We start from the raw sequence: 13,252 nt of genomic DNA, 5'->3' as shown, positions 1-13,252 counted from the left end.
CGGTGGGTCAGTCGCGCGCGGTGAGGACGAGCGGGCCGTCCTCGGTGATGGCGACCGTGTGCTCCATGTGGGCGCCCCGGCTGCCGTCGGCGCTGCGCAGGGTCCAGCCGTCGGGGTCGGTGTAGATCTCGTCGGTGGTGTGCAGGAACCACGGCTCGATGGCGATGACCAGGCCGGGCTGGAGCTTGAAGCCGCGGCCGGCGCGTCCGTCGTTGGGGATGTGCGGGTCGCCGTGCATGGTGCGGCCGACCCCGTGCCCGCCGAACTGGGTGTTGATGGAGAGCCCGGCGGCGCGCGCGACCCCGGCGATCGCGGCGGAGATGTCGCCGATCTTGTTGCCCGGACGTGCCGCCTCGATGCCGGCCTCCAGCGCGCGACCGGTGACCTCGATGAGTCGCAGGTCCTCCTCGCGGGGCGTGCCGACGACCACGGAGAGCGCGGAGTCGGACACCCAGCCGTCCACCGAGGCCGCGAAGTCGACGGAGAGCAGGTCGCCGTCGGCCAGGACGTAGTCGTGGGGGAGGCCGTGCAGGACCGCGTCGTTGACCGAGGTGCACAGCACCTTGCCGAACGGCGAGGCCCCGAAGGAGGGGTGGTAGTCGATGTAGCAGGACTCCGCACCGGCGGCCCTGATCATGTCGTGGGCCAGGGCGTCCAGCTCGAGCAGGTTGACCCCGGGCGCGGCCTTCTCGGCCAGGGCGGAGATGACCGAGGCGACGAAGCGGCCCGCGGGTCGCATCTGCTCGATCTGGGTCGGCGTCCTGAGCTCGATCATGACGCCGACCCTACCGAGGGGCGGCCACCGCTAGTTGCTCGGCTTCTCCGACCCGACGACCCACATGGCGAAGAACTGCGAGCCGCCGCCGTACGCGTGGCCGAGCGCCTTGCGGGCCCCGTCGACCTGGTGCTCGCCGGCGGCGCCCCGCACCTGCAGCGCCGCCTCGCCGAAGCGGAGCATCCCGGAGGCGCCGATCGGGTTCGACGACATGACGCCGCCCGAGCAGTTGACCGGGATCCGGCCGTCCATCGCCGTGGCGCCGGACTCGGTGAGCTTCCAGCCGGTGTACTCCTCGGCGAACCCGAGCGACTCCAGCCACATGGGCTCGAACCACGAGAAGGGAACGTAGATCTCGGCCGCGTCGATCTCGTCGATCGGTGAGGTGATGCCGGCCTGCTTCCACAGCGCGGCCGCCGCGTCACGCGAGGCCTGCGGGTTCACCTGGTCGCGCTCGGCGGCGGTGGTGGCCTCCGAGCGCATGATCGTGCCGTGGATCCAGGCCGGGTTCGGCGAGGCCTTGGCGGTGTCCTCGTCGACGATGACCAAGGCGCAGGCGCCGTCGGAGGAGGGGCAGGTCTCGTCGTACCGGATGGGGTCCCAGAGCATCTGGGAGGCCAGCACCTGCTCGACGGTCTTGGCCTCGCGCAGGTGCGCGTAGGGGTTCTTCAGCGCGTTGGTGCGGTCCTTGGCGGCCACGATGGCGCCGACGTGCGTGGGTGCCTGGGCGCGGCGGATGTAGGAGCGCACGTGCGGTGCGAAGTAGCCGCCGGCACCCGCGTGGACCGGCATGTTGAACGGCACGGGCACCGACAGCGCCCACATCGCGTTGGACTCCGACTGCTTCTCGTAGGCCACGGTCAGGACGCGCTTGTGCACCCCGGCCTGGACGAGCGAGGACGCGACGATCGCCGTCGAGCCGCCCACCGAGCCCGCGGTGTGGACCCGCAGGAGCGGCTTGCCGGCCGCACCGAGGGACTCGGCGAGGAACAGCTCGGGCATCATCACGCCCTCGAAGAGGTCGGGCGCCTTGCCGACGACGATCGCGTCGATGTCGTCGAGGGTCATCCCGGCGTCCGCGAGGGCCCGGTCGATGGCCTCGCGGCACAGCCCGGCCATCGAGACGTCGGCGCGCTGCGCGCGGTGGTGGGTCTGGCCGACGCCGACGACCGCTGCGGGGAGCTTGGGCATCAGCTCTGTCCTTCCAGGGTGCACATGAAGTTCTGCTGCAGGGCCGGGCCGCTCGTCGCGTGGGCGAGCGCCTTGTCGGACTCCCCGGCCCAGATCCGGGCGGCGGCCTCGCCGACCCGGATGCCGCCGGCGGAGAACATCGGGTTGCTCGCGAGCGCGCCGCCCGAGGGGTTGATGGTGACGTCGTCGGCCAGGCCGGCGGCGCTGCGCAGCACCAGCTCCTGGTGGCTGAACGGCGCGTGCAGCTCGGCGGTGTCCACGCCGCCGAGGTCCAGCGCCTGGGCGCAGCGGCGGGCCGAGTCCGAGACGGTGAGGTCGCGCGACATGGTCATCGCGTCGACGTACGTCGACAGGCCGGTCAGCCACGCGGGGCGCTCGCGCACCTCGCGCGCCTTGTCGCCGGCGGCCAGCACCAGCGCCGCGGCGCCGTCGGTGACCGGGGCGCAGTCGTGCTTGCGCAGCGGGTCGGCGTAGAGCGGGCGCGCCAGCAGCTCCTCGACCGAGGACCCGCCCTTGCGGACCGCCCACTCGTTCTTCTCCGCGTCGGTCAGCGAGCGGTTGACCACCTCGGCCATGGCGCGCTCGTCCCAGAGACCGGCGTCCATGCCGGCGCGGGCCTGCAGGCCCGCCAGCGACACGGTGTCGGGCCACAGCGGGGTCATCGTGTAGGGCTCCAGCTGCAGCGACAGGGTGCGGCGCAGCACGCCGGCCGAGGACTTGCCGAAGGCGTAGACGAGCGCGGTGTCCACCTCGCCGGTCTGGATCTTGATCCACGCCTCGTACATCGCCCAGGCCAGGTCCATCTCCACGTGCGACTCGTTGACCGGCGGGATGACCCCGATGGCGTCCACGGCCTGCACGAAGGAGAAGGACCGCCCGGCGAGGTAGTCCGAGGAGCCGGAGCACCAGAAGCCCACGTCGCGCCGGGTCCAGCCGGTCTGCTCGTAGCACTCCTTGAACAGCGGGACCAGGAGCTCCACACAGGTCGGGGACCCGTCGAACTCGGGCATCTGTCGCTGGGCGAACCCGACGACGGCGACGTCTCTCATCAGTTCTCTCCCGCGTCTCAGAGGTGCTGCTTGTAGGTGTCGAAGTCCGCGTCCGGGTCCCCGGTGGGCGCGAAGTGGCTGATGTTCTCGATCGTGGTGCCCCACTCCTCGCGGGGCTTCCAGACCGCCTTCACGCGCATGCCCATGCGGACCTCGTCGGCGGGGATGTCGAGGATCAGGTGCAGGACGGCGATGTCGGCGCCGTCGAGCAGGATGTAGGCCGAGACGTACGGCGGGGTGATGCGCTGCCCGAGGAAGGGCACGTTCACGATGCAAAACGTCGTGACCGTCCCGGTGTGCGACAGCTCGACCTCCTCGTCGGTCGGCGTCCCGTCCGAGGGGCAGGCCGCACGCGGCGGGATGTAGACCTTCCGGCACGAGGGGCACCGCTGGCCGACGATCCGGCCCTCGGCCAGGCCGCGGTAGAAGGCGGACTCCTCCGGGCTGGCGGCGTAGGTGTAGTCGAGGCTGACCGGCACGACGATGCCGGTCACCGGGTCGACGGCACCGGCGGGCGCGACCTCGGCGGGGGAGGGCTCGCCGTCGCGCACCGGCTCGAAGCACTCGATGTCGGTGATGGCGCCCACGCGCTCCGGGGCCCAGCGGATCCGCACCCGCATCCCGGTCGTGACGTCGTCGGGGGAGGAGACGTCCAGCGCGTGCAGCAGCGGCTTCGTCGCCCCGTCCAGCGTCACGAGGGCGAAGGCGAAGGGGCGGTCGAACGGCTGGTGCTTGACCGGCTCGGGCACCCAGGTCCACGAGCTCACCGTGCCCTCGGAGGAGACCTCGACGAAGTCGTCCATGGCCTGGTGGGTCACCGGGTCGTACTCCGGCGGCGGGACGACGACCTGGCCGTCGGAGGTCCGCCCGGCCACCACGACGCCGTCGCGCAGGCCGGTGAGGAAGCGTCCGAGGACGGGTCCGGTGGATCGGGTGTAGTCGAAGGCGACCGTCACCGGTGCCGACAGGGTGCGGGACATGGGATGAAACTAGAACGTGTTCTATGCCGAAGGCAACTGTTCTGGCAGGGTGTCCACCATGAAACTGGGACTTCAGCTGGGCTACTGGCAGGCACAGATGCCCACGCACCACGGCGACCTCGTGCAGGCCGCCGACGAGTCGGGCTTCGACGCGATCTTCACCGCCGAGGCCTGGGGCTCCGACGCCTTCACCCCGCTCGCCTGGTGGGGTCGCGAGACGAGCAACGTCCGCCTCGGGACCTCGATCGTGCAGATGTCCGGACGCACGCCGACCTCGATCGCCATGCACGCCCTGACGCTGGACCACCTCTCCGGTGGCCGGCTGGTGCTCGGCATGGGCGTGAGCGGCCCCCAGGTGGTCGAGGGCTGGTACGGCCAGCCCTTCGCCAAGCCGCTGGCCCGCACCCGCGAGGTCGTCGACATCATCCGCCAGGTGCTGCGCCGCGAGGGCCCTGTCACCAACGCCGGCCCGCACTACCCGCTGCCCTACACCGGGCCCGGCTCGCTCGGCCTCGGCAAGCCGCTGAAGCCGATCACGCACCCGCTGCGCGCGGACGTGCCGATCTGGCTGGGCGCCGAGGGACCCAAGAACGTCGCCCAGACCGCCGAGATCGCCGACGGCTGGATCCCGATCTTCTACACGCCCAAGTCGGCGGGGATGTACCAGCCGTGGCTGGACGAGGGCTTCGCCCGCCCCGGCGCCCGCCGCACCCGCGACGACTTCGAGATCGCGGCCACCTGCCACCTCGAGATCGTCCCGGACGCCGACGCCAAGCGCCGCGCCCTGGATGCCATGAAGCCGTTCGCGGCGCTCTACATGGGCGGCATGGGGGCTGCGGAGATGAACTTCCACAACCAGGTCTTCATCCGCATGGGCTACGAGGACGTCGCGGTGAAGGTGCAGGAGCTCTACCTCGCCGGCAAGAAGGACGAGGCGACCGCGATCATCCCCGACGAGCTGGTCGAGGACCTGCACATCATCGGCACGCCCGAGGAGGTCAAGGACAAGGTCGCGGAGTGGGAAGACACCGGCGTCACGACCCTGCTGGTCAGCCTCCACACCCCCGACGAGGTACGCCGGGTGGCGGACCTGCTCGCCTGAGCAGGGCCGGCGCGTCCGCCGGCGCGCAGGGTGCTGGACCCGAACTGGAACACGTTCTAGTCTCACGGCCATGACCGCGACCGACACCCTGCGCACCGGCACCCACAACGGCCACCTCATGGTCGCCGCCCTCAAGCGGCATCGCACGAAGCCGGTGATGCACCTCGGCGACACGGTCCTCACCGGCGGCGAGACCGCCGACCGGATCAGCCAGTACGTCCAGGCCTTCGAGTCCCTCGACGCCGGGCGCGGCACTGCCGGCGCGCTGCTCGCGCTCAACCGCCCCGAGGTGCTGTTCATCCTCGGCGCGGGCCAGACCCAAGGCTACCGGCGCACGTCGCTGCACCCGCTCGGCTCGCTCGACGACCACGCCTACGTCATCAACGACGCCGAGATCAGCGTCCTCGTCGTCGACCCGGTCTTCGCCGAGCGCGCCGTCGGCCTGCTGGAGAAGTGCCCGGGGCTCGAGCAGGTCCTCACGATCGGCCCGGTGCCCGAGTCGCTCGCCCACGTCGGCAAGGACCTCGTCGCCGCGGCCGCGCAGTTCGAGCCGCGGCCGCTCGAGGCGGTGCTGCTGCCCCCGGACCACATCACCTCGATCACCTACACCGGCGGCACCACCGGCAAGCCCAAGGGCGTCATCGGTCTCTCGCAGTCGTTCTCCACCATGAGCGCCGTGCAGCTCTCGGAGTGGGAGTGGCCGGAGAACCCACGCTTCCTCATGTGCACCCCGCTCTCGCACGCGGGGGCAGCCTTCTTCACCCCGACCGTCATCAAGGGTGGCGAGCTCGTCGTGCTGACGAAGTTCGACCCCGCCGAGGTGCTGCGCACCATCGAGGAGCGCAAGATCACCGCCACCATGCTGGTGCCTTCGATGCTCTACGCCCTCATGGACCACCCCGACAGCCGAACCCGCGACCTGTCCTCGCTGGAGACCGTCTACTACGGCGCCTCACCGATCAACCCGGTGCGGCTCAAGGAGGCCATCGAGCGCTTCGGGCCGATCTTCGCGCAGTACTACGGGCAGTCCGAGGCCCCGATGGTCATCACCTACCTCTCCAAGTCCGACCACGCCGAGGCCGTGGCCAGCGGCAACGACGCGCGGCTCTCCTCTTGCGGGCGGCCTGCCGCGATGGTCCGCACCGCGCTGCTGGGCGAGGACGGCAACCCGGTCCCCGTGGGCGAGCCCGGCGAGATCTGCGTCGCCGGGCCGCTGCTCTCCGGCGGCTACTGGAAGCTCCCGGAGGTCACCGCGGAGACCTTCCGCGACGGCTGGATGCACACCGGCGACGTGGCCCGCGAGGACGAGGACGGCTTCTGGTACATCGTCGACCGCACCAAGGACATGATCGTCACCGGTGGCTTCAACGTCTTCCCGCGCGAGGTCGAGGACGTCGTGGCCGAGCACCCCGCGATCGCCCAGGTCGGGGTCATCGGCACCCCGCACGAGAAGTTCGGCGAGGCGGTCACCGCCATCGTCGTGCTGCGCGAGGGCCACGAGCTCACCGAGCAGGTCGTCCACGAGATCCAGGAGATGGTCAAGGAGCGCAAGGGCTCGGTGCAGGCGCCCAAGCAGGTCATCACCACGGACGCCCTGCCGCTCACCGGCCTCGGCAAGCCCGACAAGAAGGCCCTGCGCGCACAGTTCTGGACCGGCGACCGCTCCGTCGGCTGACCGCTCGGCGTACGACGGTGGACGGGTCTCAGCCCAGACCGGTCGTCGGGGCGGCCCGGTGGGCCGGGTCGGCCAGCTCGAAGAAGTCGCGCTCGTCGAACCCGAAGGCTGCCGCCACGAGGTTGGACGGCACGGTGCGGACCCGGGTGTTCAGCGCGGCCACGTTGCCGTTGTAGAACCGCCGTGCCGCGGCGATCCGGTCCTCGGTGAGCGCGAGGTCGTCCTGCAGCGCGAGGAACACCTCGCTGGCCCGCAGGTCGGGGTAGGCCTCGGCCCGGGCGAGCACCCGGCCGAGCGCCGAGCCGACCCGGTCCTCGTAGGAGCCGCGTGCGGCGGGGCGGTCGCCGGCGTGGGCGGCGGCGTCCTCGCGGGCGCGGACGAGCACGTCCAGCAGCTCCCGCTCGTGCGCGGCGTAGCCGCGCACCGCCTCGACCAGGTTCGGGATCAGCTCGTGGCGGCGGGTGAGCTCGACGTCGATGCCGCTCCAGGACTGCTCGACCAGCGCCACCTGCCGGACGAAGCGGTTGTACATCACCACGACCGCGAGGCCGAGCACGAGCAGGAGGCCGCCGCCCACCAGGAGCAGCACGCCCGCTCCGCCGCTCATCCCTGGCCCCGCAGCTGGCGCCAGACGAACTCGGGGATGCGGTCGGCGATCCCGTCCATGGCGGCGAGCCGGTCCTCGACGAGGGCGGGGGAGTGCTTGCCCGAGCTGATCATCACCAGCGAGTCGCCCTCGGTGCGCCAGGCCAGGTCCGGGCGGGTCAGCAGCATCTCGATCATCTGCGGGTGCAGCACGTCGTAGGCGAACTTCCGGTCCGGCGCCCCGACCGTGAAGGCGCGGTTGAACTGCTCGGAGTCCAGCTGCACGTCGCTGTCGAAGACGCGCCCGAAGAAGCGGCTGACGACGTTCTCCGGGGTCACGGACAGCTCGGGCAGCGCGACGCCGAGGTGCGTGGCCACCACCGAGAAGTGGTAGGTCGAGGTGCGTCGGTTCTTCCCGGAGCCGGTGCGCTGGGAGTACTGGTAGTCGAAGGCGACCGTGGCCCTGCCGTCGTGCTGGCCGAGCAGCACGTTCTGCGCGCGCCGGCCGAAGCCGCGCCCGAACGGCGCGCCCGTGAACCGGTGGACCAGGGCAGGGTCCTCGCGGACGTAGGTCCACCCGCGCGACGCAGCGTACGCCGCGAAGGCCTCGCGCCGCTTGCGGGCCTGCTCCAGCGTCCACCACACCGCGACGCCCGCGAGGACGACAAAGGCGAGCGGGAAGAGCAGCGGCAGCGTGCCCGCCAGAGCCGAGAGGTCCACGGCGCCAGTCTCGCCGACCGGCGCCGCGGCGGAACCCCCGGGGCGCACACGCGCGAGGGCAGCGGGACCGCGCTCAGCGACCCTTGAACTCGGGCTTGCGCTTCTCCAGGAACGCCCGCGGGCCCTCCTTGGCGTCGTCGGAGGAGAAGACCGCCGCGCCCACCTTGGCGTCGTCGGCCCAGCACTCCTCCTCGTGCTTGCCCTCGGAGTCGCGCATCGTCTTGAGGATCGCCTGGACCGCGAGCGGGCCGTTGGCGGCGATCATGTCGGCGATCTCGCGCGCCTTGGCCAGCGCCTGGCCGTCGGGCACGACGTGGCCGATGAGACCGAGCTCCTTGGCCTCGGGAGCCAGCAGGGTGCGGCCGGTCAGCAGCAGCTCGGCCGCGACGGTGTAGGGGATCTGGCGGGGCAGCCGCACCGCGGAGCCGCCCATCGGGTAGAGCGACCAGCGCGCCTCGGCGACGCCGAACTTCGCCGACTCACCGGCGACCCGGATGTCGGTGCCCTGCAGGATCTCGGTGCCGCCGGCGATCGCCGGGCCCTCGACCGCCGCGATGAGCGGCTTGGTGAGGCGGAAGCCCTTGAGCAGGCCCTTGATGACGGAGGGGTCGAACTCGCCGGACTCGAAGCTCTCCGAGGGCGGCTTCTCGTCGGCGTTCTTGAGGTCCATCCCGGCGCAGAAGTAGCCGCCGGCGCCGGTGAGGATGCAGACGCGGATGGAGTCGTCGGAGTTCACCCGGTCCCAGGCGTCCTCCATGATCCGCAGCATCTCGCTCGACAGCGCGTTGCGGCGCTCGGGACGGTTCATCGTGACGATCAGGACGTGGCCGTCCTGCTCCACCAGGCAGTCGCTCATGGGCCGTGATGCTAGCCACAAACGAGAACGTGTTCTAGTCTCGGGCCGTGGCCCTGAACATCGCAGACCTCTTCGAGCACGCCGTCGACGCCGCCCCGCAGAACCCCGCCCTGAAGGTGGGGGACCGGGTGGCCACCTACGCCGACCTGGAGGCGGAGTCCAACCGCCTGGCGCACTACCTGCAGAGCCAGGGCGTCGGCCCCGGCGACCACGTCGCCATCTACGCCAAGAACTCCATCGAGCACGTGGTGGCGGTCCTGGCGACGGTCAAGATCCGCGCGGTGACCATCAACGTGAACTACCGCTACGTCGAGGGCGAGCTCAACTACCTCTTCGACAACGCCGACGTCGTGGCCGTGGTGATGGAGCGCTCCTACGCCGACCTGGTGGCCAAGGTCGCGCCGAACCACGCGAAGCTGAAGACCTTCGTGGTCATCCCCGACGCGATCGACCCCGACGACGCCTCGGACATCTCCGCCTTCGGCGGCGTGCTGTACGCCGACGCGGTCGCCGGCCAGAGCGCCGAGCGCGACTTCGCCGAGCGCAGCGCCGACGACATCCACATCATCTACACCGGCGGCACCACCGGCTTCCCGAAGGGCGTCATGTGGCGCCACGAGGACTTCTGGCGCGTGCTCGGCGGCGGCATCGACTTCTACACCGGTGAGCCCCTGGAGGAGTTCGACCAGTCCAAGCAGGCCACCGACCCCCGGATGACGACCTTCCCGCTGAGCCCGCTCATGCACGGCGGCGCCCAGGCGGGTCTGCTCATGCACCTCTTCGCCGGCCACCTGACGGTGCTCGAGCCCAAGTTCGACCCCCAGCGCACCTGGGAGATCATCGAGCAGGACAAGGTCCAGCTCATCTTCATGACCGGCGACGCGATGGCGCGCCCGCTCATCGAGGAGTACGAGCGCAAGAAGGCCACCGGCACGCCGTACGACGCCAGCAGCCTCTTCGCCATCTCCAGCTCCGCGGCGATCTTCTCCCCGCCGGTGAAGAAGCGCTGGATGGACGAGTTCACCAACGCGATCTTCACCGACTCGATCGGCGCCACCGAGACCGGCTTCTCGGGCATGGGCATGCAGGACAAGAACGCGATCTCCACCGACGGCCCCGTGGTCGGCCTGGGCCCCGCCTCGGTCGTGCTCGACGAGGACAACCGCCCGATCCCGATGACCGAGGTCGGCAGGATCGGCCGGCTGGCCCGCGGCGGCAACGTCCCCGTCGGCTACTACAAGGACCCCGAGAAGTCCGCGGCGACCTTCCTCGAGGTCGACGGGGAGCGCTACTCCGTGCCCGGCGACTTCGCCCGGATCGAGACCGACGGTCGCGTGACCCTGCTGGGCCGCGGCTCCAACTGCGTCAACACCGGTGGCGAGAAGGTCTACCCCGAGGAGGTCGAGATGGCGATCAAGGGCCACCCGGCCGTCTACGACACCCTCGTCGTCGGCATCCCGGACGCGACGTACGGCCAGGCGGTCGCGGCCGTGGTCCAGCTCCGCGACGGCGCGACCCTCGAGCTCGAGGAGCTGCGCGAGTACCTCCGCGCCCACCTGTCGGGGTACAAGCTGCCCCGCTCGCTCACGGTCGTCGACACGGTCCCCCGCAACGCCACCGGCAAGGCGCAGTACCCCGCGGCCAAGGAGATGGCGCTCGCCTCCCAGGCCGCGACCGCGCCCGCCGGCTGAGCCCGTCCCGCCTTCCCCCCCACCACCTGCCAGGAGACACCTGACCATGCGCACCGCGATCTGCGACCAGTTCGGCATCGACTACCCGATCATGGCGTTCACCCCCTCCGAGCACGTCGCCGCGGCGGTCTCCCGCGCCGGTGGCCTCGGGGTGCTGGGCTGCGTGCGGTTCAACGACACCGAGGAGCTCGACCGCACCCTCACCTGGATGGACGAGAACACCGACGGCAAGCCGTACGGCGTCGACGTCGTCATGCCGATGAAGATCCCCACCGAGGGCACCTCGACCGACCTGTCGGCCTACATCCCCGAGGAGCACAAGAAGTTCGTCGACGAGACCCTGCTCAAGCTCGGCGTCCCGCCGCTGCAGGAGGGCGAGGGTCGCGAGGGCGTCCTCGGCTGGCTCCACTCCATGGCCCGCTCGCACGTGGACGTGGCGCTGACCCACCGCCCGGTCTTCATGGCCAACGCGCTCGGCTCCCCGCCGGTCGACGTGATCGAGCAGTGCCACGCCGCCGGCGTGAAGGTCGGCGCGCTGGCCGGCGCCCCCAAGCACGCGCTCAGCCACGTCGCCAACGGCGTCGACATCATCATCGCCCAGGGCTACGAGGCAGGCGGCCACACCGGCGAGATCGCCTCCATGGTCCTGACCCCCGACATCGTCGACGCGGTCGGCCCCGACGTGCCGGTCCTCGGCGCCGGCGGCATCGGCTCGGGCCGCCAGATCGCCGCCTCGCTCGCACTGGGCTCCCAGGGCGTCTGGACGGGGTCGATCTGGCTCGGCACCGAGGAGTACCGCAACCTCTCGGCCAACCACGAGGCCTGGGAGACCGCGTTCACGCGCGCCACCTCCGCCGACACCGTCCGCACCCGGGTCTACACCGGCAAGCCGGCGCGCCTGCTCAAGACCAAGTGGACCGAGGCCTGGGCCGAGGAGGGTGCCCCGCAGCCGCTGCCGATGCCGCTGCAGAACCTGCTCGTGGCCGAGGCGCACAACCGGATCGTGGCCAGCAACGACCCCGACGTCATCTCGATGCCCGTCGGCCAGATCGTCGGCCGGATGAACGAGGTGCGCCCGGTCGCCGACGTCATGGCCAGCCTGGTCTCGGAGTTCGAGGAGGCCGTGGCGGCCCTCAACAAGGTCAACGGCTGACCCCGTGACCGCCGCGGGGCCGCTGCGCCGGCTCGCCGTCAGCGTCGCCTCGGTGGCGCTGGCCGGGGTCGGCGTCGCCGGCCTCGGCCCGGCCGACGGCCGCGCGTTCCCGAATCCGGTCCCGACCGCAGACTGCGGGCCAGGCGCCCGCCCCGAGACCGACGTTCAGGGTCGGGTGCCGGCCGAGGACTTCGAGTCCGGGCGCGCCGCGAGGGGCTACCGCTGCAACACCAGGCCGGTCGGGCACCTCGACGGCACCGGCGGCTTCAAGGTGCTCCGGTACGTCGACGCGCGCGGCCGGGAGTGCGCCTACTACGACGCCAGCCAGATCCTCCCCGTGGCGCCGCCGTTCCAGGTGACCGGCGCGTCCAGCGGGCAGGGCGTGCGCGTGGTCGACATGTCCGACCCCGCCGAGCCGGTCGTGACCACCAGCATCACGACGCCGACCATGCTCAGCCCGCACGAGTCGCTGCTGGTCAACGAGCGGCGCGGCCTGCTGGCGGCGGTCATGGGCAACGCCTACTCCTCGGCCGGGGTGCTCGAGGTCTACGACATCGACACCGACTGCCGCGAGCCGGTGCTGCTCTCGCGCACGCAGTCGGCGACGCTCGGGCACGAGTCCGGCTGGACCCGCGACGGGCTGACGTTCTACGCCGCGTCGTCGGGCGGCCAGACGTTCACCGCGATCGACCTGACCGACCCGACCGCGCCCGTGCAGCTCTTCGAGCAGTACAACGTCAACTATCACGGCATGCGGCTCTCGCCCGACGGCCGCACGCTCTACGCCGCGCACATCGGCAACGACCTCACCGCCGTCCAGCTTCCCGGCGAGGGCCTGCGGATCCTCGACGTCAGCGAGATCCAGGACCGGGTCGAGAACCCGTCGGTCACGGTCCTGTCGAACCTCACCTGGCCCGAGGGCTCGATCCCGCAGGTCGCCGAGCCGTTCCGCCGGGCCGGTCGGGACTACCTGTTCCAGGTCGACGAGTTCTCCACGGTGGGGCTCAACGGCACCTCCGTCGACCCGGCCGACTACACCGTCGGCGCCGCGCGGATCATCGACGTCACCGACCCGAGGCGGCCGCGGGTCGTCTCCTCGGTGCGGCTGCAGGTGCACCAGCCCGCCGAGCGCCGCGCGGCCGCGGGGGACCCCGGCGCGAGCAGCCCGGTCGGCGGCTACACCGGCCATTACTGCTCGGTCCCGACGCGCCGCAGCCCGCGCCTCGCGGCCTGCTCGATGATCGCCTCGGGCCTGCGGGTCTTCGACATCTCCGACGTACGGCGCCCGCGCGAGGTCGCCTACTTCAACATGCCGGTCGCCCCCGGCACCGAGGCCGCCGACTCCGGCGGCGCGTCGGCCTACTCCCAGCCCGCCTGGGACCTCGAGGGCCGCTCGATCTGGTACTCCGACGAGACCAGCGGTTTTTGGGCGGTCCGGCTCACCAACGGGGTCCAGCGGCTCCTGCGCTGAGCGG

General features: G+C 71.4%; 12 protein-coding genes. 5 read left to right on the top strand and 7 right to left on the bottom strand.

The genetic code is table 11. From position 1 onward, the window contains the following. Positions 1–7: 7 nt before the first annotated feature. The 4 genes from map to ACYVID_RS09720 are packed head-to-tail and all read right to left on the bottom strand — an operon-like array spanning position 8 to position 3,995. Complete coding sequence (map, locus tag ACYVID_RS09735) at positions 8–775, bottom strand: type I methionyl aminopeptidase (RefSeq protein ID WP_460736512.1); 768 nt, start codon at positions 773–775, stop codon at positions 8–10. A 30-nt stretch (positions 776–805) separates the two neighbouring features. Next, on the bottom strand, positions 806–1,966 hold the full coding sequence (locus ACYVID_RS09730) for a thiolase domain-containing protein (protein ID WP_460736511.1): 1,161 nt from the start codon (positions 1,964–1,966) through the stop codon (positions 806–808). Continuing rightward, the gene (locus ACYVID_RS09725) at positions 1,966–3,015 is read right to left on the bottom strand and encodes a thiolase domain-containing protein (protein WP_460736510.1); all 1,050 of its coding nucleotides are present in this window, start codon (positions 3,013–3,015) and stop codon (positions 1,966–1,968) included. Before ACYVID_RS09725 ends, ACYVID_RS09730 begins: the two co-directional genes overlap by 1 nt. Positions 3,016–3,032: 17 nt before the next feature. Further along, positions 3,033–3,995 (bottom strand): Zn-ribbon domain-containing OB-fold protein, encoded by a 963-nt coding sequence (locus ACYVID_RS09720; protein ID WP_460736509.1) that lies wholly within the window; start codon positions 3,993–3,995, stop codon positions 3,033–3,035. 58 nt (positions 3,996–4,053) lie between these two features. Between ACYVID_RS09720 and ACYVID_RS09715 the strand changes: the two genes are divergently transcribed. Both ACYVID_RS09715 and fadD8 read left to right on the top strand, forming a co-directional pair. Beyond that, on the top strand, positions 4,054–5,097 hold the full coding sequence (locus ACYVID_RS09715) for an LLM class F420-dependent oxidoreductase (RefSeq protein ID WP_460736508.1): 1,044 nt from the start codon (positions 4,054–4,056) through the stop codon (positions 5,095–5,097). 70 nt (positions 5,098–5,167) lie between these two features. Beyond that, positions 5,168–6,772: a fatty-acid--CoA ligase FadD8 gene (fadD8, locus tag ACYVID_RS09710; protein ID WP_460736507.1), complete on the top strand. Its 1,605-nt coding sequence runs from the start codon at positions 5,168–5,170 to the stop codon at positions 6,770–6,772. Positions 6,773–6,800: 28 nt separating this feature from the next. Here the strand turns inward: fadD8 and ACYVID_RS09705 are convergent, their stop codons facing one another. The 3 genes from ACYVID_RS09705 to ACYVID_RS09695 form a co-directional block, all read right to left on the bottom strand. Further along, positions 6,801–7,379: a LemA family protein gene (locus tag ACYVID_RS09705; protein WP_460736506.1), complete on the bottom strand. Its 579-nt coding sequence runs from the start codon at positions 7,377–7,379 to the stop codon at positions 6,801–6,803. Then, complete coding sequence (locus ACYVID_RS09700) at positions 7,376–8,077, bottom strand: hypothetical protein (RefSeq protein ID WP_460736505.1); 702 nt, start codon at positions 8,075–8,077, stop codon at positions 7,376–7,378. Before ACYVID_RS09700 ends, ACYVID_RS09705 begins: the two co-directional genes overlap by 4 nt. A gap of 73 nt (positions 8,078–8,150) precedes the next feature. Next, a complete protein-coding gene (locus tag ACYVID_RS09695; protein ID WP_460736504.1) occupies positions 8,151–8,933 on the bottom strand; it encodes a crotonase/enoyl-CoA hydratase family protein in 783 nt (260 codons plus the stop codon). A 47-nt stretch (positions 8,934–8,980) separates the two neighbouring features. Here ACYVID_RS09695 and ACYVID_RS09690 point away from each other — a divergent pair, with 47 nt between their 5' ends. Genes ACYVID_RS09690 through ACYVID_RS09680 form a run of 3 tightly spaced genes read left to right on the top strand, consistent with a single transcriptional unit; the run spans position 8,981 to position 13,248 of the window. Then, on the top strand, positions 8,981–10,624 hold the full coding sequence (locus ACYVID_RS09690; RefSeq protein WP_460736503.1) for an acyl-CoA synthetase: 1,644 nt from the start codon (positions 8,981–8,983) through the stop codon (positions 10,622–10,624). 46 nt (positions 10,625–10,670) lie between these two features. Beyond that, a complete protein-coding gene (locus tag ACYVID_RS09685; RefSeq protein ID WP_460736502.1) occupies positions 10,671–11,777 on the top strand; it encodes an NAD(P)H-dependent flavin oxidoreductase in 1,107 nt (368 codons plus the stop codon). 4 nt (positions 11,778–11,781) lie between these two features. After that, positions 11,782–13,248, top strand: coding sequence for an LVIVD repeat-containing protein (locus ACYVID_RS09680; RefSeq protein ID WP_460736501.1), 1,467 nt, complete (start codon positions 11,782–11,784; stop codon positions 13,246–13,248). Positions 13,249–13,252 lie beyond the last annotated feature (4 nt).

The organism is Nocardioides ginkgobilobae (assembly GCF_054781275.1).
The sequence above is the reverse complement of the archived record's forward strand: the minus strand, read 5'-3'. Positions and strand labels throughout refer to the sequence as shown.

Bases quoted from the DNA above. Each gene is read 5' to 3' on its own strand.
- ACYVID_RS09715 (WP_460736508.1), top strand. From the start codon at position 4,054: ATGAAACTGGGACTTCAGCTGGGCTACTGGCAGGCACAGATGCCCACG.
- ACYVID_RS09730 (WP_460736511.1), bottom strand. From the start codon at position 1,966: ATGCCCAAGCTCCCCGCAGCGGTCGTCGGCGTCGGCCAGACCCACCAC.
- ACYVID_RS09720 (WP_460736509.1), bottom strand. From the start codon at position 3,995: ATGTCCCGCACCCTGTCGGCACCGGTGACGGTCGCCTTCGACTACACC.
- ACYVID_RS09725 (WP_460736510.1), bottom strand. From the start codon at position 3,015: ATGAGAGACGTCGCCGTCGTCGGGTTCGCCCAGCGACAGATGCCCGAG.
- map (WP_460736512.1), bottom strand. From the start codon at position 775: ATGATCGAGCTCAGGACGCCGACCCAGATCGAGCAGATGCGACCCGCG.
- ACYVID_RS09685 (WP_460736502.1), top strand. From the start codon at position 10,671: ATGCGCACCGCGATCTGCGACCAGTTCGGCATCGACTACCCGATCATG.
- ACYVID_RS09695 (WP_460736504.1), bottom strand. From the start codon at position 8,933: ATGAGCGACTGCCTGGTGGAGCAGGACGGCCACGTCCTGATCGTCACG.
- fadD8 (WP_460736507.1), top strand. From the start codon at position 5,168: ATGACCGCGACCGACACCCTGCGCACCGGCACCCACAACGGCCACCTC.
- ACYVID_RS09705 (WP_460736506.1), bottom strand. From the start codon at position 7,379: ATGAGCGGCGGAGCGGGCGTGCTGCTCCTGGTGGGCGGCGGCCTCCTG.